This window comes from Jatrophihabitans sp. (assembly GCF_046262535.1).
Classification (GTDB): Bacteria; Actinomycetota; Actinomycetes; order Mycobacteriales; family Jatrophihabitantaceae; genus Jatrophihabitans.
Genome location: NZ_JBHEMO010000121.1, coordinates 1 through 21822 on the forward strand (window position 1 = coordinate 1; position 21822 = coordinate 21822).

Annotated in this window: 29 protein-coding genes; 19 read left to right on the forward strand and 10 right to left on the reverse strand. The window is 69.0% G+C overall.

Annotation, left to right across the window (positions count from 1 at the left end):
• The 15 genes from ABR571_RS16305 to ABR571_RS16375 form a co-directional block, all read left to right on the forward strand.
• The coding region (locus ABR571_RS16305) for a peptide chain release factor-like protein (protein ID WP_409454263.1) at positions 1 to 619 on the forward strand (619 nt) is incomplete at its 5' end.
• Positions 620 to 627: 8 nt separating this feature from the next.
• Positions 628 to 1446: a peptide chain release factor N(5)-glutamine methyltransferase gene (gene prmC / locus ABR571_RS16310; protein WP_409454289.1), complete on the forward strand. Its 819-nt coding sequence runs from the start codon at positions 628 to 630 to the stop codon at positions 1444 to 1446.
• A gap of 42 nt (positions 1447 to 1488) precedes the next feature.
• A complete protein-coding gene (locus tag ABR571_RS16315) occupies positions 1489 to 2142 on the forward strand; it encodes an L-threonylcarbamoyladenylate synthase (RefSeq protein WP_409454264.1) in 654 nt (217 codons plus the stop codon).
• Entirely contained in the window at positions 2139 to 3278 is a 1140-nt protein-coding gene (locus ABR571_RS16320) for a glycosyltransferase family 4 protein (protein ID WP_409454265.1), read from the forward strand. The genes ABR571_RS16315 and ABR571_RS16320 overlap by 4 nt, the downstream gene beginning before the upstream one ends.
• A gap of 232 nt (positions 3279 to 3510) precedes the next feature.
• Complete coding sequence (locus tag ABR571_RS16325) at positions 3511 to 3726, forward strand: AtpZ/AtpI family protein (RefSeq protein WP_409454266.1); 216 nt, start codon at positions 3511 to 3513, stop codon at positions 3724 to 3726.
• 5 nt (positions 3727 to 3731) lie between these two features.
• Complete coding sequence (locus ABR571_RS16330; RefSeq protein ID WP_409454267.1) at positions 3732 to 4151, forward strand: hypothetical protein; 420 nt, start codon at positions 3732 to 3734, stop codon at positions 4149 to 4151.
• A gap of 20 nt (positions 4152 to 4171) precedes the next feature.
• Positions 4172 to 4906, forward strand: a complete 735-nt coding sequence (atpB, locus tag ABR571_RS16335) for a F0F1 ATP synthase subunit A (protein WP_409454268.1) — start codon at positions 4172 to 4174, stop codon at positions 4904 to 4906.
• 61 nt (positions 4907 to 4967) lie between these two features.
• Positions 4968 to 5228 carry a F0F1 ATP synthase subunit C gene (locus ABR571_RS16340; protein ID WP_409454269.1) on the forward strand — a complete coding sequence of 87 codons (261 nt, stop codon included), beginning with the start codon at positions 4968 to 4970 and terminating at the stop codon, positions 5226 to 5228.
• Between the two features lie 22 nt (positions 5229 to 5250).
• Positions 5251 to 5784, forward strand: coding sequence for a F0F1 ATP synthase subunit B (locus ABR571_RS16345; protein WP_409454270.1), 534 nt, complete (start codon positions 5251 to 5253; stop codon positions 5782 to 5784).
• The gene (locus ABR571_RS16350; RefSeq protein WP_409454271.1) at positions 5781 to 6629 is read left to right on the forward strand and encodes a F0F1 ATP synthase subunit delta; all 849 of its coding nucleotides are present in this window, start codon (positions 5781 to 5783) and stop codon (positions 6627 to 6629) included. Before ABR571_RS16345 ends, ABR571_RS16350 begins: the two co-directional genes overlap by 4 nt.
• 62 nt (positions 6630 to 6691) lie before the next feature.
• The gene (atpA, locus tag ABR571_RS16355) at positions 6692 to 8248 is read left to right on the forward strand and encodes a F0F1 ATP synthase subunit alpha (RefSeq protein WP_409454272.1); all 1557 of its coding nucleotides are present in this window, start codon (positions 6692 to 6694) and stop codon (positions 8246 to 8248) included.
• A gap of 2 nt (positions 8249 to 8250) precedes the next feature.
• Positions 8251 to 9222 carry a F0F1 ATP synthase subunit gamma gene (locus ABR571_RS16360; protein WP_409454273.1) on the forward strand — a complete coding sequence of 324 codons (972 nt, stop codon included), beginning with the start codon at positions 8251 to 8253 and terminating at the stop codon, positions 9220 to 9222.
• Complete coding sequence (atpD, locus tag ABR571_RS16365; RefSeq protein ID WP_409454274.1) at positions 9223 to 10674, forward strand: F0F1 ATP synthase subunit beta; 1452 nt, start codon at positions 9223 to 9225, stop codon at positions 10672 to 10674. It begins immediately after the preceding gene.
• A gap of 29 nt (positions 10675 to 10703) precedes the next feature.
• Complete coding sequence (locus ABR571_RS16370) at positions 10704 to 11093, forward strand: F0F1 ATP synthase subunit epsilon (RefSeq protein ID WP_409454275.1); 390 nt, start codon at positions 10704 to 10706, stop codon at positions 11091 to 11093.
• Positions 11094 to 11117: 24 nt separating this feature from the next.
• Entirely contained in the window at positions 11118 to 11519 is a 402-nt protein-coding gene (locus ABR571_RS16375) for a DUF2550 domain-containing protein (RefSeq protein ID WP_409454276.1), read from the forward strand.
• 31 nt (positions 11520 to 11550) lie between these two features.
• Here ABR571_RS16375 and ABR571_RS16380 read toward each other — a convergent pair whose 3' ends face one another.
• Positions 11551 to 12027, reverse strand: a complete 477-nt coding sequence (locus ABR571_RS16380) for a gluconokinase (RefSeq protein WP_409454290.1) — start codon at positions 12025 to 12027, stop codon at positions 11551 to 11553.
• A gap of 35 nt (positions 12028 to 12062) precedes the next feature.
• Positions 12063 to 12638, reverse strand: coding sequence for a cob(I)yrinic acid a,c-diamide adenosyltransferase (locus tag ABR571_RS16385; RefSeq protein ID WP_409454277.1), 576 nt, complete (start codon positions 12636 to 12638; stop codon positions 12063 to 12065).
• 22 nt (positions 12639 to 12660) lie between these two features.
• Here ABR571_RS16385 and murA point away from each other — a divergent pair, with 22 nt between their 5' ends.
• On the forward strand, positions 12661 to 13941 hold the full coding sequence (gene murA / locus ABR571_RS16390) for a UDP-N-acetylglucosamine 1-carboxyvinyltransferase (protein WP_409454278.1): 1281 nt from the start codon (positions 12661 to 12663) through the stop codon (positions 13939 to 13941).
• Here murA and ABR571_RS16395 read toward each other — a convergent pair.
• The 4 genes from ABR571_RS16395 to ABR571_RS16410 are packed head-to-tail and all read right to left on the reverse strand — an operon-like array spanning position 13921 to position 16034.
• Entirely contained in the window at positions 13921 to 14718 is a 798-nt protein-coding gene (locus ABR571_RS16395) for a CDP-alcohol phosphatidyltransferase family protein (RefSeq protein ID WP_409454279.1), read from the reverse strand. The two genes, murA and ABR571_RS16395, sit on opposite strands and share 21 nt — an antisense overlap.
• 44 nt (positions 14719 to 14762) lie before the next feature.
• Entirely contained in the window at positions 14763 to 15074 is a 312-nt protein-coding gene (locus ABR571_RS16400; protein WP_409454280.1) for a hypothetical protein, read from the reverse strand.
• Positions 15075 to 15081: 7 nt separating this feature from the next.
• The gene (locus ABR571_RS16405; protein WP_409454281.1) at positions 15082 to 15549 is read right to left on the reverse strand and encodes an SRPBCC family protein; all 468 of its coding nucleotides are present in this window, start codon (positions 15547 to 15549) and stop codon (positions 15082 to 15084) included.
• On the reverse strand, positions 15546 to 16034 hold the full coding sequence (locus tag ABR571_RS16410) for a phosphoribosyltransferase (protein WP_409454291.1): 489 nt from the start codon (positions 16032 to 16034) through the stop codon (positions 15546 to 15548). The genes ABR571_RS16405 and ABR571_RS16410 overlap by 4 nt, the downstream gene beginning before the upstream one ends.
• Before the next feature lie 124 nt (positions 16035 to 16158).
• On the opposite strand from ABR571_RS16410, the gene ABR571_RS16415 reads away from it, so the two are divergent.
• Positions 16159 to 18144, forward strand: coding sequence for a protein meaA (locus tag ABR571_RS16415; protein WP_409454282.1), 1986 nt, complete (start codon positions 16159 to 16161; stop codon positions 18142 to 18144).
• A gap of 39 nt (positions 18145 to 18183) precedes the next feature.
• Here the strand turns inward: ABR571_RS16415 and ABR571_RS16420 are convergent, their stop codons facing one another.
• Together ABR571_RS16420 and ABR571_RS16425 are read right to left on the reverse strand one after the other, a co-directional pair.
• On the reverse strand, positions 18184 to 18636 hold the full coding sequence (locus ABR571_RS16420; RefSeq protein ID WP_409454283.1) for a DUF6069 family protein: 453 nt from the start codon (positions 18634 to 18636) through the stop codon (positions 18184 to 18186).
• Positions 18637 to 18754: 118 nt separating this feature from the next.
• Positions 18755 to 19378, reverse strand: coding sequence for a TetR/AcrR family transcriptional regulator (locus ABR571_RS16425; RefSeq protein ID WP_409454284.1), 624 nt, complete (start codon positions 19376 to 19378; stop codon positions 18755 to 18757).
• 58 nt (positions 19379 to 19436) lie between these two features.
• On the opposite strand from ABR571_RS16425, the gene ABR571_RS16430 reads away from it, so the two are divergent.
• Positions 19437 to 19877, forward strand: a complete 441-nt coding sequence (locus tag ABR571_RS16430; protein WP_409454285.1) for a YybH family protein — start codon at positions 19437 to 19439, stop codon at positions 19875 to 19877.
• Here the strand turns inward: ABR571_RS16430 and ABR571_RS16435 are convergent, their stop codons facing one another.
• Both ABR571_RS16435 and ABR571_RS16440 read right to left on the reverse strand, forming a co-directional pair.
• On the reverse strand, positions 19878 to 20300 hold the full coding sequence (locus tag ABR571_RS16435) for an OsmC family protein (RefSeq protein WP_409454286.1): 423 nt from the start codon (positions 20298 to 20300) through the stop codon (positions 19878 to 19880).
• Between the two features lie 24 nt (positions 20301 to 20324).
• Positions 20325 to 21176 carry an aldo/keto reductase gene (locus ABR571_RS16440; protein WP_409454287.1) on the reverse strand — a complete coding sequence of 284 codons (852 nt, stop codon included), beginning with the start codon at positions 21174 to 21176 and terminating at the stop codon, positions 20325 to 20327.
• 230 nt (positions 21177 to 21406) lie between these two features.
• Between ABR571_RS16440 and ABR571_RS16445 the strand changes: the two genes are divergently transcribed.
• Positions 21407 to 21739 (forward strand): nuclear transport factor 2 family protein, encoded by a 333-nt coding sequence (locus tag ABR571_RS16445; protein WP_409454288.1) that lies wholly within the window; start codon positions 21407 to 21409, stop codon positions 21737 to 21739.
• The last annotated feature ends 83 nt before the right edge of the window (positions 21740 to 21822 follow it).

The following is a 21822-nucleotide window of genomic DNA, read 5'->3' on the forward strand; positions in this document are numbered from 1 at the left end:
CGGCGGCAAGAAGTCGGTCACCATCGCCGTCCGCGCCCGCAAGCCCGATCAACCGGTCTGGGCCAAGCTGAAGTACGAAGGTGGCGTGCACCGCGTCCAGCGGGTGCCGGCGACCGAATCGCAGGGCCGCATCCACACGTCAGCGGCCGGCGTCGTCGTGCTGCCCGAGGCCGACGACGTCGAGGTCGAGATCGACCCGAACGACCTGCGCATCGACGTGTACCGCTCGTCCGGGCCGGGCGGGCAGAGCGTCAATACGACCGACTCGGCCGTGCGGATCACGCACGTGCCGACGGGCACCGTCGTCAGCATGCAGAACGAGAAGAGCCAGCTGCAGAACCGGGAAGCCGGGATGCGGGTGCTGCGCGCCCGGCTGCTGGCCGCGGCCCAAGAGTCGGCCGACGCCGCCGCGTCCGACGCCCGTCGCTCCCAGGTCCGCACGGTCGACCGGTCCGAGCGGGTGCGCACCTACAACTTCGCCGAGAACCGGATCAGCGACCACCGCGTGGGGTTCAAGGCCTACAACCTCGACCAGGTGCTCGACGGTGCGCTGGACGACGTCATCGCCGCCCTGCAGCACGCCGACACCGAGGCTCTTCTGGCGGGGGAACAGAGCTGACCGGGCCGCTGCTGGCCCAGGCCGCAGCCCGGCTGGCCGCCGCCGGCGTCCCGTCACCCCGGGTCGACGCGGAGCTGCTGCTCGCCGCCGTGCTGGGCGTGCCGCGCTCGCAGCTGGTGCTCGCCGACGCGCCCGATGCGACCGCGCGAGCCGACTTCGAGACCGTCCTCGACCGCCGGCTGCACCGCGAGCCCCTGCAGTACATCGTCGGGACGGCTCCGTTCCGGCACATCGAGCTCGCCGTCGGGCCGGGCGTCTTCATCCCGCGGCCGGAGACCGAGCTGCTGGTGGACGCGGTCCTGCCCGGGCTGCGAGCCGTGGCGTCGCCCGTCGTGGTCGATCTGTGTGCCGGCAGCGGGGCGCTTGCGCTGTCCCTCGCCGACGAGCTGCCGGCCGCCCGCGTGTTCGCGGTCGAGCAGGCGGGGTCGGCCATCGCATGGCTCGAGCGGAACGCGGCCGGCACCGGCGTCGAGGTCGTCACCGCCGACGTCGCCGATCCCCAGCTGCTCGGAAATCTCCGGGGCCAGGTGCATGCCGTCGTGTCGAACCCGCCTTACGTTCCGCGCTCGGTGGAGGTCGCGGCCGAAGTGAGTTTCGACCCCGACTCCGCCGTGTTCGCGGGCGCGGACGGACTGGCCGTCATCCCGGCGGTGATCGCCCGGGCCGCCGAGCTGCTGCGCCCGGGCGGGATGCTGGCGATCGAGCACGACGACACGCACGCGCACGCGGTGCCCGATCTCCTGCGAGCAGACGGCCGGTGGGACCAGATCAGCGACCGATCCGATCTCGTCGGTTCGCCCCGATTCGCCGTGGCCAATCGGCGCTGACCGGCGCCCGGCCGCACATGTCCGTGGGGCACTATGTGGACCGTGGCCCTCTTCTTCGAGTGCGGCGATCCGGACGTCCGGGTGGACGCGATCCGCTCGGCCGCCTTCGCGGTGTCGAACGGAGAACTGGTCGTCCTGCCCACCGACACCGTCTACGGCCTGGGCGCCGACGCCTTCGACAGCACCGCCGTCGCCGACCTGCTCCGGGTCAAGGGCCGCGGCCGGGACATGCCGGTGCCCGTGCTGGTCGGGTCGTGGACCACGATCGACGGGCTGGTCAGCGTTGTCGACTCGCGGACCCGCGACCTCATCGAGGCGTTCTGGCCCGGCGGCCTGACGCTGGTCGTGAATCACGCGCCGTCGTTGAGCTGGGACCTGGGGGATTCCGGCGGAACGGTTGCGGTGCGGATGCCGCTGCACCCTGTCGCCATCGAGCTGCTCGAGGAGACCGGGCCGATGGCCGTGTCCAGCGCCAACCGGCACGGGCAGCCGGCCGCGCAGACTGCGGCCGAGGCGCGGGCCCAGCTCGGCGACGACGTGGCCGTCTACCTCGAGGACGGTCAGGTGCGCGGCGGTGTCGCCTCGACCATCGTGGACGTCACCGGCGGCCGGCCGCAGATCCTGCGGCTGGGAGCCCTCGACGCCGACACCCTGCGCGAGGTCGTCCCGGACATCGTCGGGGGGGCCGCACCGTGACCACCCATCCGAGCCTCGAGTACCTGCTCGTCGCTTGCGTGGCCGCGGCGGTGACCTTCCTGCTCACGCCGGTCGCCCGCCGGGTCGCGATCCGGTCGAAGGCGCTGGCGATGCCCCGCGACCGTGACGTGCACGCCGTCGCCATTCCGCGGATGGGCGGCGTGGCCCTGTTCATCGGCTTCTCGCTGGCTCTGTTCGTCGCGTCGCGGCTGCCCAGCCTGCACCGCTCCTTCGAGAACGGCCCGGACATGATGTGGGTCGTCATCTCCGCCGCCGTCATCTGTGGCGTCGGCATCCTCGATGACAAGTACGAGCTGGACTCCCTGACCAAGCTGGCCGGCCAGGTCCTGGCCACCGGGCTGATGGTGACACTGGGTGGCGTGCAGCTGGCGTACTTCCCGTTCGGGAGCACGACCGTGAGCCTCGGCCGCGACCTCGCCATCCCCGTGACCATCGTCCTGGCGTTGCTGACGATCAACGCGATGAACTTCATCGACGGATTGGACGGGCTCGCCGCGGGCGTGACGGTTATCGCCGCCAGCGCCTTCTTCGTGTTCTCCTACCATCTTGCGCAGGACCACTTCACCGACGTGACGGCCTCGCCCACGCTGCTGGCGGCGGCCCTGGCGGGCACCTGCGCGGGCTTCCTGCCGCACAACTTCTGGCCGGCGCGGATCTTCATGGGGGACTCGGGGTCGATGGTCGTCGGACTGATCCTGTCCGCGGCCGCCACGTCGGCCACCACCTCGGCCGACCCGCAGGCCTTCAACGGCGCACTCGGCTCGCTGCCGCTGGCGCTGCCCTTGCTGATACCGGTCGCCGTGCTGGCCCTGCCGTTCGTCGACCTGTTGCTCGCCGTCATCCGTCGCGTGGCGAGGGGACGCTCGCCGTTCGCGCCCGACAAGCAGCACCTGCACCACCGGCTGCTGGAGCTCGGGCACAGCCACCGGCGGGCCGTGCTCCTGCTGTATTTCTGGTCGGCGCTGCTCGCCTTCGCCGGCGTCGGGCTGTCCTACGACCGCGGGGAGTGGTTCGTCATCGGGACGCTGTGCTCGCTGGCGGCGGTGGGCATCCTGGTCTCGGTCGTGCCGGGCATGCGCACGCGGGCGCGGACCCGGACATCCGCGGGGGTATGACGTCCAGGGCGGACGCGGGCCGCGGCCGACCCGGTTCAGCTGGGCCTCAGAGTCACAGGTAGTCTGTAGCCATCGCCTTCTGGCGCACGTGGACTCAACGTCGGCCCGCGCGGTCGCCGGTCCGTATTCCGTGCCGGCGGCGAGGATCGTGGCCGCAATGACCCACAGTCAAGGAGCACGCCCGTGAGCGATATCGGTCCGTTGACCGCACCCACCGACTAGGTGCTCGGCGATGTCCGCAGAACCCGACCGGTCACTCAACTGGTCAGCCCTGCTGGGCATGGGAGCGGTCATCGCAGCACAGCTGGTCGCCGGGTTCGCCCTCGGCTGGTTGGTCGATTCGCTCGCGGGTACAACACCGGTATTCATCCTCGTGGGACTGCTCCTCGGCATCATCGGGGCCGTCAGCTACACCGTCATCGAATTTCGCAAGTACCTCAGAAGTTGAGCCAAGTGGAGCTGGAGCACACAGTGGAACCGGTCATGTACACCCCGGTGTCCGCCGCTGCCAACCTGCGCAGATCGGTGGTCGTCGGCGCCGTTCTCGGTGTCGTCGCCATCGTCGTGCTGTCCCTCGCCGGCCATCCGTTGATGGGTGTCTTCGGCGCCGTCGGCCTCGCCCTCGGCGCGGTCAACAACCGCCTGCTGCAGAAGTCGGTGCTCAGCTACGCCGGCGACGAAGGCATCGACCGCAAGCGGTTCCGCCGCGGCGTGATGGCCCGCCTCGGTGCGATCACGCTCGTCGCCATCGGGTTCGGCTTCCTCGTCCAGCCCGACGGCCTCGGCGTCTTCGTCGGTCTGGCCGTCTTCCAGGTCCTCATGCTGGTCGGCGCCGCCGTGCCGGTCTTCCGCTCCCTCCGGCCGACCTCCTGAGTGGATTGGTGAACGCACAAGTGAGCGCGCAGAACGTCGCCGTCAACGTCAAGGTCGGCGAGCACATCGAGTGGGACCTCTTCGGCGTAAAGCTGCACGGGGACACGATCATCAGCACCCTCGTCGCCGGGGCGATCATCATCGTGTTGGGCCTGTGGGTCCGCCGCAAGGTGAACGCCCGCAAGCCGAGCAACGGTCAGTTGTTCTTCGAGACGGTCACCGAACAGGTCGAGCAGCAGGTCGAGGACACGATGGGCATCAAGACCGCCCCGTTCGTCGTGCCGCTGGCGATGGCGCTGTTCCTGTTCATCCTCATCGCCAACTGGCTCTCGGTCCTGCCCGTCATCCACGGAGGCGGCGCCGAGGTGCTGCCGCCACCCGCGTCCGACGTCAACCTCACTTACCCGCTGGCGCTACTCGTGATCGTGATGATGCACGTGACCGGCGTCCGCAAGAAGGGCCTGCGCGGCTACTACCACCACCTGATAACGCCGAGTGTGGTGATGCTGCCGATCAACCTCATCGAGGAGATCGTCCGGCCGGTCACGCTGGCCCTGCGACTCTTCGGCAACATCTTCTCGGGAACGATCATGGTTTCGTTGATCGCGCTCTTCCCCGCGTGGATCCTCTGGGCGCCGGACGTCATCTGGAAGCTGTTCGAGATGTTCATCGGGCTCATCCAAGCATTCATCTTCGCGCTGCTGACGATTCTGTACTTCAGTTCGGTCAGGCCGGCCGAGGAGGGCGCGCACTGATCTGGTCCGACTTCCCTTCGGCATATCGATCACAGCTTCACATTCAGGAATAGAGGAGAAAATGGCAGTCAACGTAACCACCAAGTCGATCGAATTGGCCGGTGGCTTCATCGGCGGCGGACTCGCGCTCGGCGGCGGCGCCGTCGGTGCGGCGATCGGTGACGGTCTCGCCGGTAGCTCGCTGATTTCGGGCGTCGCCCGTCAGCCGGAGGCCCAGAGCCGCCTGCAGACCCTGTTCTTCCTGACGGTCGGCCTGGTCGAGGCGATGTACTTCATCAACCTCGCCTTCGCGGTGTTGTTCGTCTTCGTCCTCGCGAAGTAACCGAAAGTAAGGATCTCCCGCCATGGGAAACCACGTCGTCGCGTCGGGCAACTTTCTGGTGCCTGATGCCACGTTCATCGCGGAGCTGATCGCCTTCCTCATCATCCTGGGGGTGCTCGGCCGATACGTGTTGCCGCCGATCCAGAAGGCGATGCACGAGCGGCAGGAGCTGATCCGCAAGCAGGTCGAGGACAGCGAAGAGGCCAAGACCAAGCTGGCCGAGGCGGAGCGCGCCTACCAGAACGCGCTGCACGAGGCCCGCACCGAGGCGGCACAGATCCGCGAGAACGCCCGGGCCGAGGCCCAGCGGACCGTCGAGGAGCTGCGCACCCAGGCTCAGGAGGAGCAGGCCCGCATCGTCGCCCGCGGCGAGGAGCAGCTGGCCAGCCAGCGCTCGGCGATCGTGCGCGAACTGCGCAGCGAGATCGGGACCCTGGCCGTCGAGCTGTCGGAGAAGATCGTCAGCCAGCGCCTCTCCGACGAGGCCCAGGTCTCGTCCACCGTCGACGCCTTCCTTGCCGGCCTCGAGAGCAAGGACAAGGCGGAGAACGCATGAGCAATCTGCGGTCGGCGAGTCGCCAGGCGCAGGAGACTCTGCGTGAGCAGGAGAACGCCGTCTTCGACAACCCCGGCGGTTTCCGGGCGAAGACCGAAGCCGGGCACCTCGTCGACATCGCCGACGAGCTCTACTCGGTGGCCAACCTGCTCGCCGCGCAGCCCCGGCTGCGCCGAACCCTCGGCGACCCGGCCGCACCCGAGGAGTCCCGGGCCCAGCTGATCGAGCAGCTGATCGGCAGCCAGGTGTCGAAGCAGACGCTGCAGCTGTGCCGCGCCGCGGTCAGCCTGCGATGGTCCACACCGTGGGATCTCGCCGACGCGATCGAGGGGGCCGGCGACGACGCCCTGTTCGCCGCCGCGGAGAAGGCCGGTTCGGTCGCCGAGATCGAGGACGAGCTGTTCCGGTTCGAGCGGATCCTGCAGGGCGAGGGTGAGGTCGCCGGTCTGCTGGACGCGTACGCCGTCGACACCGAGCGGCGGCAGGCGCTGCTCAACACGCTCGTCCAGGCGAAGGTCTCGCCCATCACCTTGCAACTCCTGCGACACGCGGTCGCCAGCCAGCGCAAGCGCAGCATCACCCTCGCGATCGATGACCTGCTCGAAAAGGCGGCCGAGCGGCAGGAGCGGTCGGTGGCTCGCGTGCTGAGCGCGGTGCCGCTCTCCAACGCCCAGCAGCTGCGGCTCGCGGCCGCGCTCACCGCGCTCTACCGGCGACCGATCAGCGTCCGCACGGCGATCGACCCGGACGTGCGCGGCGGATTGGTCGTGCGCGTCGGCGACGAGGTCATCGACGGCAGCGTCGCCACCCGCTTCGCCGAGGCCCGCGCGGCGCTCGCCGGCTGACCCACGACCACCACTCACCTCCGACAGACTTCCGAAACACGACGAGACAAGAGGAAACGTTCATGGCAGAGCTGACGATCTCCGCTGATGAGGTCCGTAGCGCGATCGAGGGCTACGTCCAGAACTATTCGCCCGACGCGACGCGCCAGGAAGTCGGTGTGGTCGCCGAGACGGGTGACGGCATCGCCCGGGTCGAGGGCCTACCCAGCGCGATGACCAACGAGCTGCTCGAGTTCGAGGGCGGCACGCTGGGGATCGCGCTGAACCTCGACGTCCGCGACATCGGCGTCGTCATCCTCGGCGACGCCTCCAAGATCGAAGAGGGTCAGCAGGTCAAGCGGACGGGCGAGATCCTCTCGGTCCCGGTCGGCGACGCCTACCTCGGCCGCGTGGTCGACGCACTCGGCAACCCGATCGACGGCAACGGCGAGATCGAGTCCGACGAGCGCCGCGCACTCGAGCTGCAGGCGCCCACGGTTGTTCAGCGCCAGGAGGTCCGCGAGCCGCTGCTGACCGGCATCAAGGCGATCGACGCCATGACGGCGATCGGCCGCGGGCAGCGCCAGCTGATCATCGGCGACCGGCAGACCGGCAAGTCGACGGTCTGCCTCGACGCGATCATCAACCAGCGCGACAACTGGAAGACCGGCGACCCGGCCAAGCAGGTCCGCTGCATCTACGTCGCCATTGGGCAGAAGGGCTCGACCATCGCCGCGGCCCGCGACACGCTCGACGCCGCCGATGCCCTCGAGTACACGACGATCGTCGCCGCGCCGGCGTCGGACTCGGCCGGCTTCAAGTACCTGGCGCCCTACACCGGTTCGGCCATCGGTCAGCACTGGATGTACCAGGGCATGCACGTCCTCATCGTCTTCGACGACCTGAGCAAGCAGGCCGAGGCCTACCGCACGGTGTCGCTGCTCCTGCGGCGGCCGCCGGGCCGCGAGGCCTACCCGGGCGACGTCTTCTACTTGCACAGCCGGCTGCTCGAGCGTTGCGCCAAGCTGTCCGACGACCTCGGCGGCGGCTCGATGACCGGCCTGCCGATCATCGAGACCAAGGGCAACGACGTGTCGGCCTACATCCCGACCAACGTCATCTCGATCACCGACGGCCAGTGCTTCCTGGAGACCGACCTGTTCAACGCCGGTGTCCGGCCGGCGATCAACGTCGGTATCTCGGTGTCCCGCGTCGGCGGGTCGGCCCAGCCCAAGGCGATGCGGGCCGTCGCCGGCCGCCTGCGGGTCGACCTGGCCCAGTACCGCGAGCTCGAGGCGTTCGCCGCCTTCGGTTCCGACCTCGACAAGGCCAGCCAGCAGCAGCTGGCACGCGGCGCCCGACTGGTCGAGCTGCTCAAGCAGCCGGCCGCCTCGCCCTTCCCGGTCGGCCGCGAGATCGTCTCGATCTGGGCCGGTACGAACGGCAAGCTCGACGACATCGAGGTCGGTGACGTGCGCCGCTATGAGACCGAGCTGCTCGACTACATCGCCCACAACGCGGAGGGCCTCTTCGACGAACTCGCGGCCGCGAAGTCGTTCGACGACGACCTCGCCGCCCGGCTCGACCAGCTGGTGACCGACTTCAACAAGCAGTTCCAGCCGACCCAGAAGTCCGAGTAGCTGTGGGTGCCCAGCTTCGCGTCTACAGACGGCGGATTCGGTCCGTCCAGTCGACGAAGAAGATCACCAAGGCGATGGAACTCATCGCCGCCTCGCGGATCGCCAAGGCGCAGGCGCGGCGCAACAACGCGCTGCCCTACGCCAAGGAGCTCAGCGCGGCGCTGAAAGAGATCGGTGGCGACAACACGTTGTCGCACCCGATGCTCACCGGCGTCGAGGAACCGCGGCGGGCGGGCATCCTGCTGATCACGAGTGACCGCGGTCTGGCCGGTGGCTACAACGCCAACGTCCTCAAGGCCGCGAACGAACTCGCCAGCCGGCTGAGCGACGAAGGCAAAGAGGTCGACCGGTACGTCATCGGTCGTAAAGGCGCGGCCTACTTCAACTTCCGCAACATCTCGTTGGCCGGTTCCTGGACCGGGTTCTCCGAGCAGCCGAACTTCGCCGACGCACGAGGCGCCACCGACGCGGTTGTCGCGGCCCTCGAAGCAACATCTGAGGGGCAGGTCGACCAGGGCGAGGGCAACGACGGCAAGCCCGGCATCGACGAATTGTGGGTCGTCTACACCAAGTTCGTGAACTCGGTGACCCAGACGCCGACGGCGGTGCGCGTGTCTCCAGTGAAGGGTTCCGACGACGACGCCGCCGGAGGCGAAGACGACGATGCCGAGTCGGATCAAGACGATAAGGAAGAATCCCAGGCGTTGATCGAGTTCGAGCCGGAGCCGGCCGAACTCATCGCCGCCTTGCTACCGCGCTACATCAGCTCGCGGATCTTCTCCGCGCTGCTGGAGTCGGCGGCGTCGGAGTCCGCGGCGCGCCGGCGGGCGATGAAGTCGGCGAGCGACAACGCAACAGATCTGATCAAGACCTACACCCGGCTGGCGAACCAAGCACGTCAGGCCGAGATCACCCAGGAGATCAGCGAGATCGTCGGCGGCGCCGACGCTCTCGCCGCAGCAGGGAGCGAGTAAATGACCGCGGTAGACGAGAGCAAGCAGACCACCCCCCGGCGCAGCGCCACGGGGCGTGTCGTCCGGGTGATCGGGCCGGTGGTCGACGTGGAGTTCGCGCGCAACACCATCCCCGAGCTGAACCAGGCACTGACCACCGAGATCGAGCTGGGCGAGCTCTCGAAGACGCTCACTCTTGAGGTCTCACAGCACATCGGCGACGACATGGTCCGCGCGATCGCGTTGCAGCCGACCGACGGCCTCGTTCGCGGAGCCGAGGTTTTCGACACCGGTTCCCCGATCACCGTGCCGGTCGGCGACGTGACCAAGGGCCACGTCTTCAACGCCCTCGGTGAGCCGCTCGACGTCAAGGCCTCCGATCTGGACATCAAGGAGCGCTGGCCGATCCACCGGGACCCGCCTCCGTTCGACCAGCTCGAGAGCAAGACCGAGATGTTCGCGACCGGCATCAAGGTCATCGACCTGCTGACGCCCTACGTGGTCGGCGGCAAGATCGGCCTCTTCGGCGGCGCCGGCGTGGGCAAGACGGTGCTCATCCAGGAGATGATCTACCGCGTCGCCGAGAACTTCGGTGGTGTGTCGGTGTTCGCCGGGGTCGGCGAGCGCACCCGTGAAGGCAACGACCTCATCGCCGAGATGACCGAGTCCGGTGTCATCGAGAAGACCGCGCTCGTCTTCGGCCAGATGGACGAGCCGCCGGGCACCCGCCTGCGGGTCGCCCTGTCGGCCCTGACCATGGCCGAGTACTTCCGCGACGTCCAGAAGCAGGACGTACTGCTGTTCATCGACAACATCTTCCGGTTCACCCAGGCCGGTTCGGAGGTGTCGACGCTGCTCGGCCGCATGCCGTCCGCGGTGGGTTACCAGCCGACCCTGGCCGACGAGATGGGCCAGCTGCAGGAGCGGATCACCTCGACCCGCGGTCACTCCATCACCTCGATGCAGGCGATCTACGTGCCCGCCGACGACATCACCGACCCGGCGCCGCACACCACGTTCGCCCACCTCGACGCGACGACCGTGCTCTCGCGGCCGATCTCGGAGAAGGGCATCTACCCCGCGGTGGACCCGCTGGACTCGACGTCGCGCATCCTGGACGCCCAGTACATCGGCCAGGAGCACTACGACGTCGCCCAGCGCACGAAGCAGATCCTGCAGCGCTACAACGAGCTGCAGGACATCATCGCGATCCTCGGCATCGACGAGCTCTCCGAAGAGGACAAGGTCATCGTCGGCCGGGCGCGGCGCATCGAGCGGTTCCTGTCCCAGAACACCTTCGTGGCCGAGCAGTTCACCGGCATCCCCGGCTCGTTCGTGCCGGTCGAGGAGACCGTCGAATCGTTCAAGCGGCTCGCCGCCGGCGACTTCGACGACTACCCCGAGCAGGCCTTCTTCATGTGTGGCGGGCTCGAAGACCTCGAGCGCAAGGCCAACGAACTGAAGAACGCCTAGTGCACGGCCGGCGCGGGAGAGGGTAATCAGTGGCTTCGATGCATGTGGAGCTGGTCTCGATCGAGTCCTCGATCTGGTCCGGCGACGCCACGGCGGTCTTCGGCCGCACCACGGAGGGCGAGCTCGGCATCCTGCCCGGGCACACGCCGCTGCTGGGTGCGCTCGAGCCCGGCTATCCGGTGCGGATCGTCCAGGAGAGCGGCGAGGAGCTGCACGTCGCCGTGCACGGCGGTTTCCTGTCCGTGCACAAGGACGGTGACGTGTCGGTGCTCGCCGAACAGGCCGAGCTGGCCGAGGACATTGACGTCGCCCGTGCCCGCGAGGTGCTCAGCCGCAGCGATGACGACGACGGACCGGAGGCCGAAGCGGCCCGCAACCGGGCGCTGACCCGGTTACGCGCGGCCGGCGAACAGGTCTGACCCAAAGCCGGACTGCCGCCAGCCGTGCACACCGTCGACGTCATCGTGGTGTGCACGGCTGTCGTCATTGCGGTGTTGTTCGCCGCGATCCTGGCCCGGCAGCGCTACATGCTGCGGACGACCGGGGCGGTGCCGCTGGCCATGCAGCGCGGCAACCGGTGGCTCTACGGCATCGGCCGCTACCGCGGTGGTGAGCTGCGGTTCTACCGGGCGCTGGGGGTGGGGACCCATCCCACCCGGGTGCTGCGCCGCGGCCACGTTCAGGTCCTCGGCCGGCGGGCGCCGCTCGAGTCGGAGCGGGGGTCCCTCCCGTCCACGGCGGTGGTGATCGAGTGCCGCGCCGACGGCGAGACGGTCGCGTTCGCGATCGGCGAGAGCGCCTTCACCGGCTTCGTCTCTTGGCTGGAATCCTCCGCGCCGCTCTGAACCCGCCGGAGTCCACGCCCCCCTCCTCGGGTCAGTCGAGGGCCAGCTTGTCCACGATCGTCGCCGCTTGGACCGAGGGGCTGGGGCCGATGTCGATCTGCAGGACCTGTTCGTCGGGGCCGGGCGGCTCGACGGCGGCCAGCTGAGAGTCGAGAAGTAACACGGGCATGAAGTGGCCGTGCCGCGCGGCCAGCCGGGCAAGGAGCTGATCACGCGTGCCGGTCAGGTACACGAAGACGACGTGCTCGTTGCGCAGGACGTCCCGGTAGGACCGCTTCAGCGCCGAGCACGTGATGACGCCGGGCTGACCGGCCTGGATGTGCTCGTCGATCCAGCCCCGGACGAGGGCCAGCCAGGGCCAGCGGTCGTCGTCGGTGAGCGGGTGGCCCGCCGCCATCCTGGCCACATTGGCGGCGGGGTGCAGGTCGTCGCCCTCGCCCATTTCCCAGCCGAGGCGCCCGGCCAGGACCCCGCCGACCGTCGACTTGCCGCAGCCGGACACGCCCATCAGGACGAGGACCGGGGGATAGGTGAACTGCAGGGTCACCCGCGCTCGCCGCCGGGCCGCCACAGCACGTCGCCGCCGGGGTTGGCGACCCGGCTGAGGATGAACAGCAGATCGGAGAGCCGGTTCAGGTAGAGCATCGCCGCCCGGTTGGTATGCTCCGGGTCGGCCTCGTAGAGCGCCCAGGCGCTGCGCTCGGCGCGCCGGGCGAGCGTGCGTGACTGGTGCAGCAGGGCCGCACCCGGCGTGCCGCCGGGCAGGATGAAGCTGTCGAGCTTGGCCAGGTCGGCGTTGAATTCGTCGCACCACTGCTCGAGCCGCTCGACGTAGCCGGCGTCGACGCGCAATGGCGGGTACTGCGGGTCGGGCACGACCGGCGTGCACAGATCGGCGCCCAGGTCGAACAGGTCGTTCTGGATCGCCTCGAGCACGCGCACAACCCGGTCCGGCAGCTGGCCCAGTGCTATCGCGACACCGATGGACGCGTTCGTCTCGTCGCAGTCGGCGTAGGCGCCCACCCTTGGATCGGTCTTGTGCACCCGGGACATGTCACCGAGGGCGGTTGTCCCGTCGTCCCCGGTCTTCGTATAAATCCGCGTTAGATGTATCGCCATTCGACGACGGTAGCCTGATTCGGTGCAGGTGCTCAGAGTGACAGGCGGCGCGCGATTGGCCGGCAGCGTGGACGTCGTCGGTGCGAAGAACAGCGTGCTGAAGCTGATGGCGGCAGCGCTGCTGGCCCCCGGCGACACCACGATCGGCAATCTGCCGGCGATCTCCGACGTCGCGATCATGCGCGAGCTACTCGAGCGGTTGGGCTGCGCGGTGACCGAATCCACACAGGACTCCACCGACCGGGTGACGATCAGCACGCCGGCCGAGTTGAACCCGGAAGCGCCGTACGAACTGGTGCGCCGCATCCGCGGGTCGATCTGCGTGCTCGGGCCGCTGCTGGCCCGAACCGGTCAGGCCAAGGTGGCACTCCCCGGCGGCGACGCCATCGGATCCCGGCCGCTCGACATGCACTTCGCCGGACTGTCCCGCATGGGCGCCGACATCCGCACCGAGCACGGCTACGTCGTCGCCGAGGCCTCCGACCTGCACGGTGCGTCCATCTGGCTGGACTTCCCGAGCGTCGGGGCCACCGAGAACATCATGACCGCCGCGGTGCTCGCCAAGGGCACCACGGTGATCGACAACGCGGCCCGCGAACCGGAGATCGTCGACCTCTGCCGCATGCTTGTGGCGATGGGCGCGCAGATCGAGGGCATCGGCACGTCCACGCTCGAGGTCACCGGCGTCGAGGGACTCCGGCCGACCAGCCACGATGCGGTCGCCGACCGGATCGTGGCCGGCACCTGGGCGCTGGCCGCGCTCGCCACCCGGGGGGACATCACGGTGCGCGGCGCCAACGCCGGGCACCTGGAAATCGCTCTCGACAAGGTGGCGCAGGCCGGCGGTGACGTCGAGGTCACGGCCGACGGATTCCGGGTGGTCATGGACCGCCGTCCCAAGAGCTTCGACGTCGTCACGTTGCCGTATCCCGGTCTCGCGACCGACCTCCAGCCGCAGGCCATCGCGGCCTTGTCGGTTGCCGACGGCACGGCGATGATCACCGAGAACCTGTTCGAGGCCCGGTTCATGTTCTGCGACGAGATCGCGCGCATGGGCGCCGACGTGCGCACCGACGGCCACCACGCCGTGGTCCGCGGGCGGGAGCGACTGTCCAGCGCGCCGGTGCGGGCTACCGATATCCGGGCCGGCGTCGGCCTCGTGATCGCCGGGCTGGTCGCCGACGGAACGACAGAGGTGGCCGAGATCCACCACATCGATCGCGGCTACGTCCGCTTCGAGGAGCAGCTGCGCAGTCTCGGCGCCGACGTCGAACGGGTCGAGTCAGCGACTTTCGGGGGCTGACGCCTTCGCCTCGGCCGCCGGCGGACGCGGCCGGGTGAGCTCGCGCGCCCGTCGGTCGTGGACCGCTCTGATCGCCGCGAGCACGAGGAAGTACGCGCAGCCGATGTCGATCAGGATGCGGACGAAGTAGTAGTGGTGCGGGTAGACGAACATGCCGACGGACACGCCGCCGATGAGGAAGACCGCTCCGACGATCGTGTAGGGCTGCAGGTATCTCGCCCGGGCGATGTGCGGAAACGGCATGTTGCTCAAGCACAGCACGGAGAGCACGAGGGTGATGACGGCTCCGATGCTGGTGCGGGCGTCTAGCAGGAACATGATCGGCGCGACAAGATTCCAGGCGGCCGGGAAGCCGCGGAACCAGTTGTCCTCGCTCATCATGTCCTTGCGGGCGAACCAGATGGCCGACGTGAAGACCATGACGCAGAGGACGGCGATGCCCCAGTTGCTCTGCGGGACGACCTTGAACTGGTACATGAAGCAGGCCGGAACGATGACGCAGGTCACGTAGTCGATGATCAGGTCGAGCATGAAGCCGTCGATCAGCGGAACCCGCCGCTCCACCTCGAGCGCCCGCGCGATCGGCCCGTCCACGCCGTCGATGAGCAGGGTGAACAGCAGCCAGAAGATGGCGTGCGCCGGCTTGCCCACGAGCACGTCGCGCAACGCGAGCATGGCCGCGACGATGCCGAGCGTCGTGAACAGGTGAACGAGCCAGGCGCGGCCCCATTGGGCCGGCGTGAACTCGTCGCCGGAGTGGCGGAAGGGAGAAGTCACCAAGGGACCCTATGCGGTCCCCGAGCGGAAATGGAATCGGTCGCTCAGGCGCCCAGCAGGATTCGGGCTGTTCGGGCGTCGCCGGAGAAGACCAGCACGTCCAGGGTGGCGTCCCGGCGCTTCGACATCGACGAGCGGATCCCGGCGTCGCCCAACACGGCCCGCAGGCGCATGGCCTCCGCTCGGTCGACGCCGGACACGATCACGGTGAGAAGCCCCAGGTCGGGAGATTCGGCCGCGTCGACGACCCGCGCGCCGATGCGGGGCCGCGACGGGCGGAACACCCAGCGCAGCACCAGGATCAGCAGCAGTACGGCGCCCAGCGCGACGAGAGCGGCCGACGGGTCGTTGCCCACAAGGCCATCATGCCCCCGAGAGCAGGTGGGCTCGCAGGCCCGTCTCACCCGCTCGCATCATCCGGTCGTGGTTGAACTTCAAGGCGGGACGGAACAGCCGGCCGGCGGCCCGGAGCAGGCCCGAGCCGACACTGACGTCCTCGTCGAAGACCGCGCGGGCGCCGTCGCCGTCGGCGGCGATCGTCCACTGGCTCGTGCCGTTGAGATCGCCGGTCATCCGGGCGCGGAGGACGAGGCGGGCGGGATCCTCCAGCTCCTGATACATGACGAAGACGAGGTCGTAGGGCAACAGGCTGCGGCAGGTCAGCTCGCCGGACGTCTCGTCCAACCGCCGGGCGCGGCGCACCTGGGGCCACCACCGGGGATAGTCCTCGACCGCGGCCAACACGGCGTAGACCCGTTCGGGCGCGGCCGGTAGCTGCGACCACTCGGAGCGGAAGACGAAGCCCCCGTCCGCCCGCACGCCGGTGTTCACGCGTCCCGGTTGGCCGCGCCGGTGACCGGTCCCGCGGCCGACCAGGGGAAGTCGATCCACCGGTCGGTGCGCCGCCAGACGTACTCGCAGCGGACGACGCTCTTCGACTTCTCGTACACCACGGCGCAGCGCACCTCGGCCACGTGCCGGCTGCAGTAGTCCTTCACCAGTGCGAGGGTGGCACCGGTGTCGGCCACGTCGTCGGCGATCAGGACCCGCGCGCCGGTGAGGTCGACGGGCTCGGGAACCGGCGGCAGCATGACCGGCATGTCGAGCCGCTCGTCCACTCCCGTGTAGAACTCCACGTTGATGACGTGCAGGTTCTTCACGTCCAGTGCGTAGCCGAGGCCGCCGGCGAGGAAGAGGCCGCCCCGCGCAATACCCAGGACGAGGTCGGGCCGGAAGCCGTCCTCGTGGATCTCCAGAGCGAGCTCGCGGCTTGCGGTCCCGAACAGGTCCCAGGTCAGTATTTCGCGTTCTTCCACCGTCGGAACCGCCACCGCGCCAGCCTGCCAGACGTGCGAAGTCGGCCACAGTGGGGCTCCGGAGGCGCGGTTCCCCGGCGTGTCCGGGAATAGACTCCGGCGAAGCCCCTGGAGGTGCGAAGGCATGCCCTTTCCCACGGACGACGCCCGCGACAAGCCCTGGCTCATGCGCACCTACGCCGGCCACTCGTCGGCGACGGAGTCGAACGCGCTCTACCGGCGCAACCTCGCGAAGGGCCAGACCGGCCTCTCGGTCGCCTTCGACCTGCCGACCCAGACCGGCTACGACCCCGACGCCGAGTTGGCCCGAGGCGAGGTCGGCAAGGTCGGCGTGCCGATCTCGCACATCGGGGACGTGCGGGCGCTGTTCGACGGCATCCCCATGGAGCAGATGAACACGTCCATGACGATCAACGCGCCGGCGATGTACCTGCTGGCGCTCTACCTCTCCGTGGCCGAAGAGCACGGTGCGGACTTCGGGAAGCTGAGCGGCACGACCCAGAACGACATCATCAAGGAGTACCTCTCGCGGGGAACCTACGTGTTCCCGCCGGCCCCGTCGTTGCGCCTGATCACCGACATGATCGCCTACACCGTCGCGCACGTGCCCAAGTGGAACCCGATTAACGTCTGCAGCTATCACCTTCAGGAGGCCGGCGCGACGCCGGTGCAAGAGGTGGCCTTCGCCCTGTGCACGGCGATCGCGGTGCTGGACTCGGTCAAGGAGTCCGGTCAGGTCCCCGAGGACAAGTTCGGCGAGGTCGTCGCCCGGATCTCCTTCTTCGTGAACGCCGGCGTGCGCTTCGTAGAGGAGATGTGCAAGCTGCGCGCCTTCGGGCGGTTGTGGGACGAGATCACGCTCGAGCGCTACGGGGTCCAGGATCCCAAGCACCGCCGGTTCCGCTATGGCGTCCAGGTGAACTCGCTCGGCCTGACCGAGGCGCAGCCCGAGAACAACGTCTACCGGATCCTGCTCGAGATGCTCGCCGTGACGATGTCCAAGGACGCCCGGGCCAGGGCGGTCCAGCTGCCGGCGTGGAACGAGGCGCTCGGCCTGCCCCGCCCATGGGACCAGCAGTGGTCGCTACGCATGCAGCAGGTGCTCGCCTTCGAGTCCGACCTCTTGGAGTACGACGACCTCTTCGAGGGGTCGAAGGTGGTCGAGGCGAAGGTGACCCACATCGCGAGCGGTGCCCGGGCCGAGATCGACCGGATCCTCGAGATGGGCGGCGCGGTGGCCGCGGTCGAGTCGGGTTATCTGAAGTCCGCGCTGGTGTCCTCGCTGGCGCTGCGCCGCCGCCGGATGGAGTCCGGCGAGGACGTCGTCGTCGGCGTCAACAAGTACACCGAGTCCGAGCCCAACCCACTCGTCAGCGGCGCGGACGGGGGAATCCTCACCGTCGACCCGGCGGTCGAGGAGGCCGCCAAGCAGGCGATCCGCGAATGGCGGGCCGGCCGGGACGCGGCGGCCGTCGACGAGGCGCTCACGGCGCTGCGCGATGCGGCCAAGACCGACGAGAACCTGATGGAGGCGTCGCTGGCCTGTGCACGAGTCGGTGTCACCGTCGGTGAGTGGGCCGGCGAGCTACGCCAGGTCTTCGGCGAGTACCGCCCCCCGACCGGCGTGGCCGGCGCGAGTGGCGGTGGGCACGAGGGCACGCTGGCCGAGGTCCAGCAGCGGGTGCGCGCGCTCGGCGAGCAGCTGGGCCGTCCGCTGAAGTTCCTCGTCGGCAAGCCTGGGCTGGACGGGCACTCGAACGGCGCCGAGCAGATCGCGGTGCGCGCGCGGGATGCGGGCTTCGAGGTCGTCTACTCCGGCATCCGTCTGACGCCGGCGCAGATCGTGGCCGCCGCCGTGGAAGAGGACGTGGACGTGGTCGGCCTCTCGGTGTTGTCCGGCTCGCATCTGTCGGTCGTCCCCGACGTGGTGAACGGGCTGCGGGCCAACGGCCTCGACGACGTGCCCGTCATTGCCGGCGGCATCATCCCCGAGTCCGACGCGGCGACGCTGCGCGCCGCCGGAGTGGCGCGAGTGTTCACGCCCAAGGACTTCGAGATCACCCAGATGCTCGGCGAGATAGTCGACGCGATCGAGCAGGCCCGGGCCTGAGCGTCCACAGCCACGACAACGTCGGGAGAGCCCGAGCCGTCACCGGCTAGTCGGCAGCCGCCGGGCCACCAACGGCACGATGATCGCGGCGGCGACGAGGTGAGCGGTCATCAGCGTCAGCCGACTGCCGGTCGACGTTGACGACACGGTCAGGTCGGGCACGAACGAGACGGCGGTGAGGGCCACCGTGATCCGCACCCAGGCGCGCGTCGGGTGCGCTGCCCAGCGGCGGACGCCGGCGATCACCGCGACGGCGGGGACCATGCACATGAGCAGAGCGATGGTGCAACCGCCGAAGCCCAGCGGCTTTCCCTGGATGGCCACCTCGGCGCCGGCCGACTTGACGAGGGCGACGAGAAGTTCGACGGCGGCGGCGGCGACGAGCGTGGCGACGGCGATCGTGCGGGCCACGGCGCGCCGGGTGGTGGGGCGCGGCGCCGAGGCGGCGGCGGTGGGAGCGCTGGTGATGGCGGTGCTGATGGTGGCGGTCATGGTGAGCTCCTCGGGCTGAGCCGACCTCGCCGACGGAGGTCGATCTGCCCATTCGTCGAACGGTCGACGCGCGTTTCGACACGGCCCCAGATCTTTTTTGACCCCCCGCGACCAGGGATTATTCGAGAAGTACTCGCTGCAGGACGTCGGCCAACCAGGCCTCGTACTTCTCGAGTGACCACTCGCGTTCGCGCACCAGCCGCCAGTAGCTGTCGGCCGCGAGCAACCAGGCCGTGTCGATGGCGGTCTGTTCGTCGACTCGTAGCCGCGTCTTCCTGGTCAAACTGGCGACAAAGTCCGTCATGCCGGCGTGTCGTTGTTCCTGATACCGGTCCCATATCCGCGCGGCGTCCGCGTCCACCGCTGCGGCGGCCTCGACGGCCTTCATCAAGGGGACGACGCGGTGCTGAATGCTGACCATGTTGCGGGCGTGCAACCGGAGCGAGCGGCGGGGGTCGGGCTCGTCGACGGCTTCCTTCCACCAGGGGCGTTCGGCCACTGGGACGGCCGCCGCGTCACCCGCGCTCGCCTGGTCGGCTACAGCCCGCAGGATCACCGGCTTGGGACCCACGGCGCTGAACACGGTCGGTCGCGCGACGCCGGCCTCGGCCGCGATGTCCTCGATCGACGTGGCCAGGTACCCCTTGGTCGTGAACAGCCGGTAGGCCGCGGCGCAGATGAGTTGCGGCGCGTCACCGCGCCTGATCGTCGAGCGGTACGTCCGCCTCTTGACAGCTGCCATGGCGCGAATCATACTCGAAATCTATTAGAATAGATTCCTAGTCTATTGGGGGAGGGCAATGAACGACGCCGAAAAATTCCTGGCCGCAGTGCTACCGGCCTATGTCGCGGCCGAGACGGCCATCCACAACGGAGATCCGGCGCCGCGCAAGGCGCTGTGGTCGCGGGAGGACCCGGTGACGCTGTTCGGGGCGGCGGTCACCGGCCGGGGCTGGCCAGAGCTCGAGGCGACCTTCGACTGGCTGGGCCGCTCGTTCTCCGATTGCACGTCCTACGAGAACGAATTGGTCGCAGCGGGCGCCAGCGGGGATCTCGCCTACCACGTGGCGATCGAGCATTCGGCGGCGTCGGTCAACGGTGCGCCGCGGGTCTACGAACTGCGCGTGACGACCGTCTTCCGGCGCGAGGACGGCCAGTGGCGCATCGTGCATCGGCATGGCGACCCGCACACCAGCGATGGCACCCTCGAGCGGGCACTCGGCGGCGAACTACGGCCCTGATCAGCTCAGGACCGCCTGCACCGGCGTCCCCAACTCGATAGTGCGGGTGACGGTGCAGAGCCGCTCGTGCGATTTGCGAACGGCATCGGGCAGCACTGCCCGCGCCGCGTCGCCGGCCTCGCCGCCGGGGAACTCGACCCGGAAGGTCACCGTCAAGTTGGTCAGGTGGTTGCCATCGGCGTCGCGGATCTTATCGCCGGCGGCCCTGACCGCGAAGCCGGCCGGCTCGGCCCGCTTGCCGGTGATGTGTTCGACGTCCAGCGCGGTGCAGCCGCCGAGGGCGACGAGCAGCAGCTCGATCGGGGTGAAGTCCGGACCTGCGGTGGAGCTGAACTCGAGCGTGCCGCCCCGTTCGTTCGTCGCCCGGAAGCGATGCTCGCCGACGCGCTCCAGCTCGATGGCGCGTCTGGGTGTGTCTGCCATGGGTCTAGTCCACCACTTACCGGGTCAGGGGTTGAAGGTGTCGGGGTCGGGGCCGAGCCGCTCGTCGCGGTTGAGCCCGCTGATGGCGTCCACGTCGTCGGGGTCGAGTTCGAAGCCGAAGACGTCGAAGTTCGCGCGGATCCGGTCGGGCGTCACCGACTTCGGGATCACCACGTTGCCGACCTGCAGGTGCCACCGGATGACCACCTGGGCCGGCGCGACACCGTACTTCTCGGCGAGGCCGGTGACCGTCTGGTCCTCGAGCAACTCCCCGCCCTTCCCGAGCGGCGACCACGCCTCGGTGGCGATCCCGTGCTCGGCGTGGAAGGCGCGCAGCGGTTCCTGGGTCAAGTAGGGGTGCAGCTCGACCTGGTTGACCGCCGGCACGACGTCGGACTCGGCGAAGAGCCGTTCGAGATGCGCCGGTTGGAAGTTGGAGACGCCGATCGCCGTGAGGCGGCCGTCGGCGGAGAGCTTGGCCAGCGAGTTCCACACCTCGACGTAGCGGTTGGCCGCCGGCAGCGGCCAGTGGATGAGGTACAGGTCGACCGAGTCGAGCCCGAGCCCGGCCAGGCTCTCGTCGACCGCCCGCTCCGCCTCGCCGGCCCGGTGCGGCCGATTGTTCAGCTTGGTGGTCACGAACAGCTCGTCCCGGGGGATACCCGACGCCTTCAGCGCCCGCCCGACGCCCTCTTCATTGCCGTACATCGCGGCGGTGTCGATCGACCGGTAACCGATCTCGAGGGCCCTCGTGACGACGTCCTCGACGTCCTCCGGGGGGATCTGGAACACGCCGAAGCCGAGTCGCGGCATCGCCGCCCCGGTGTTGAGCCTGATGCTCGGAACCTGCGACGGGTTGCTCTCGGCGTCGGACATGGTGGTAACACTCCTCTTCCTGGTGGGCCTGCCGGTAAGTACCCCGACGCCGCCGCCGGGTAGCGCTCCGGGGCTGTGGCCGTGAGCGCGGCGCCGCCGACCTGGACCGGTTGCTCAGCCGAGCCGGTTTCGCCACGACGGACGTGCTGCCCACGCCGGGACCGATTACGATCGTCGCGGCGGTCGCCGTGTGACCGAACCCGCAGCCACACAAGGGTGAGGAACATCCGGTGTACACCGACCCAGTCCAGGCCCAGCTCGACGCCTACAACGCTCGCGACATCGACGCGTTCCTCTCCTGCTACGCCCGCGACGCCGTCATCCGGCATGCCGATGGCCGTGTCCTGCTCCAGGGCCACACCGACATACGACGTCGGTACCAGCTCATGTTCGACCAGAACCCGGAATTGACCGCGCAGGTGCCGACACGGATCCGCGCCGGCCGCTGGGTGGTCGATGAGGAGAAGGTTCACCTCTCGGAGGGGGAACTGCACGTGGTCGTGGGCTACGAAGTGCATGAGGGGCTCATTCACTCGGTGGTCATGATGCGGTCCGACCTGTAGCGACACGTGCCGTCGCCGGTCCCTCTAGATTTGGCGCCATGCGCCTGGTCATTGCCCGCTGCAGCGTCGACTACATCGGCCGG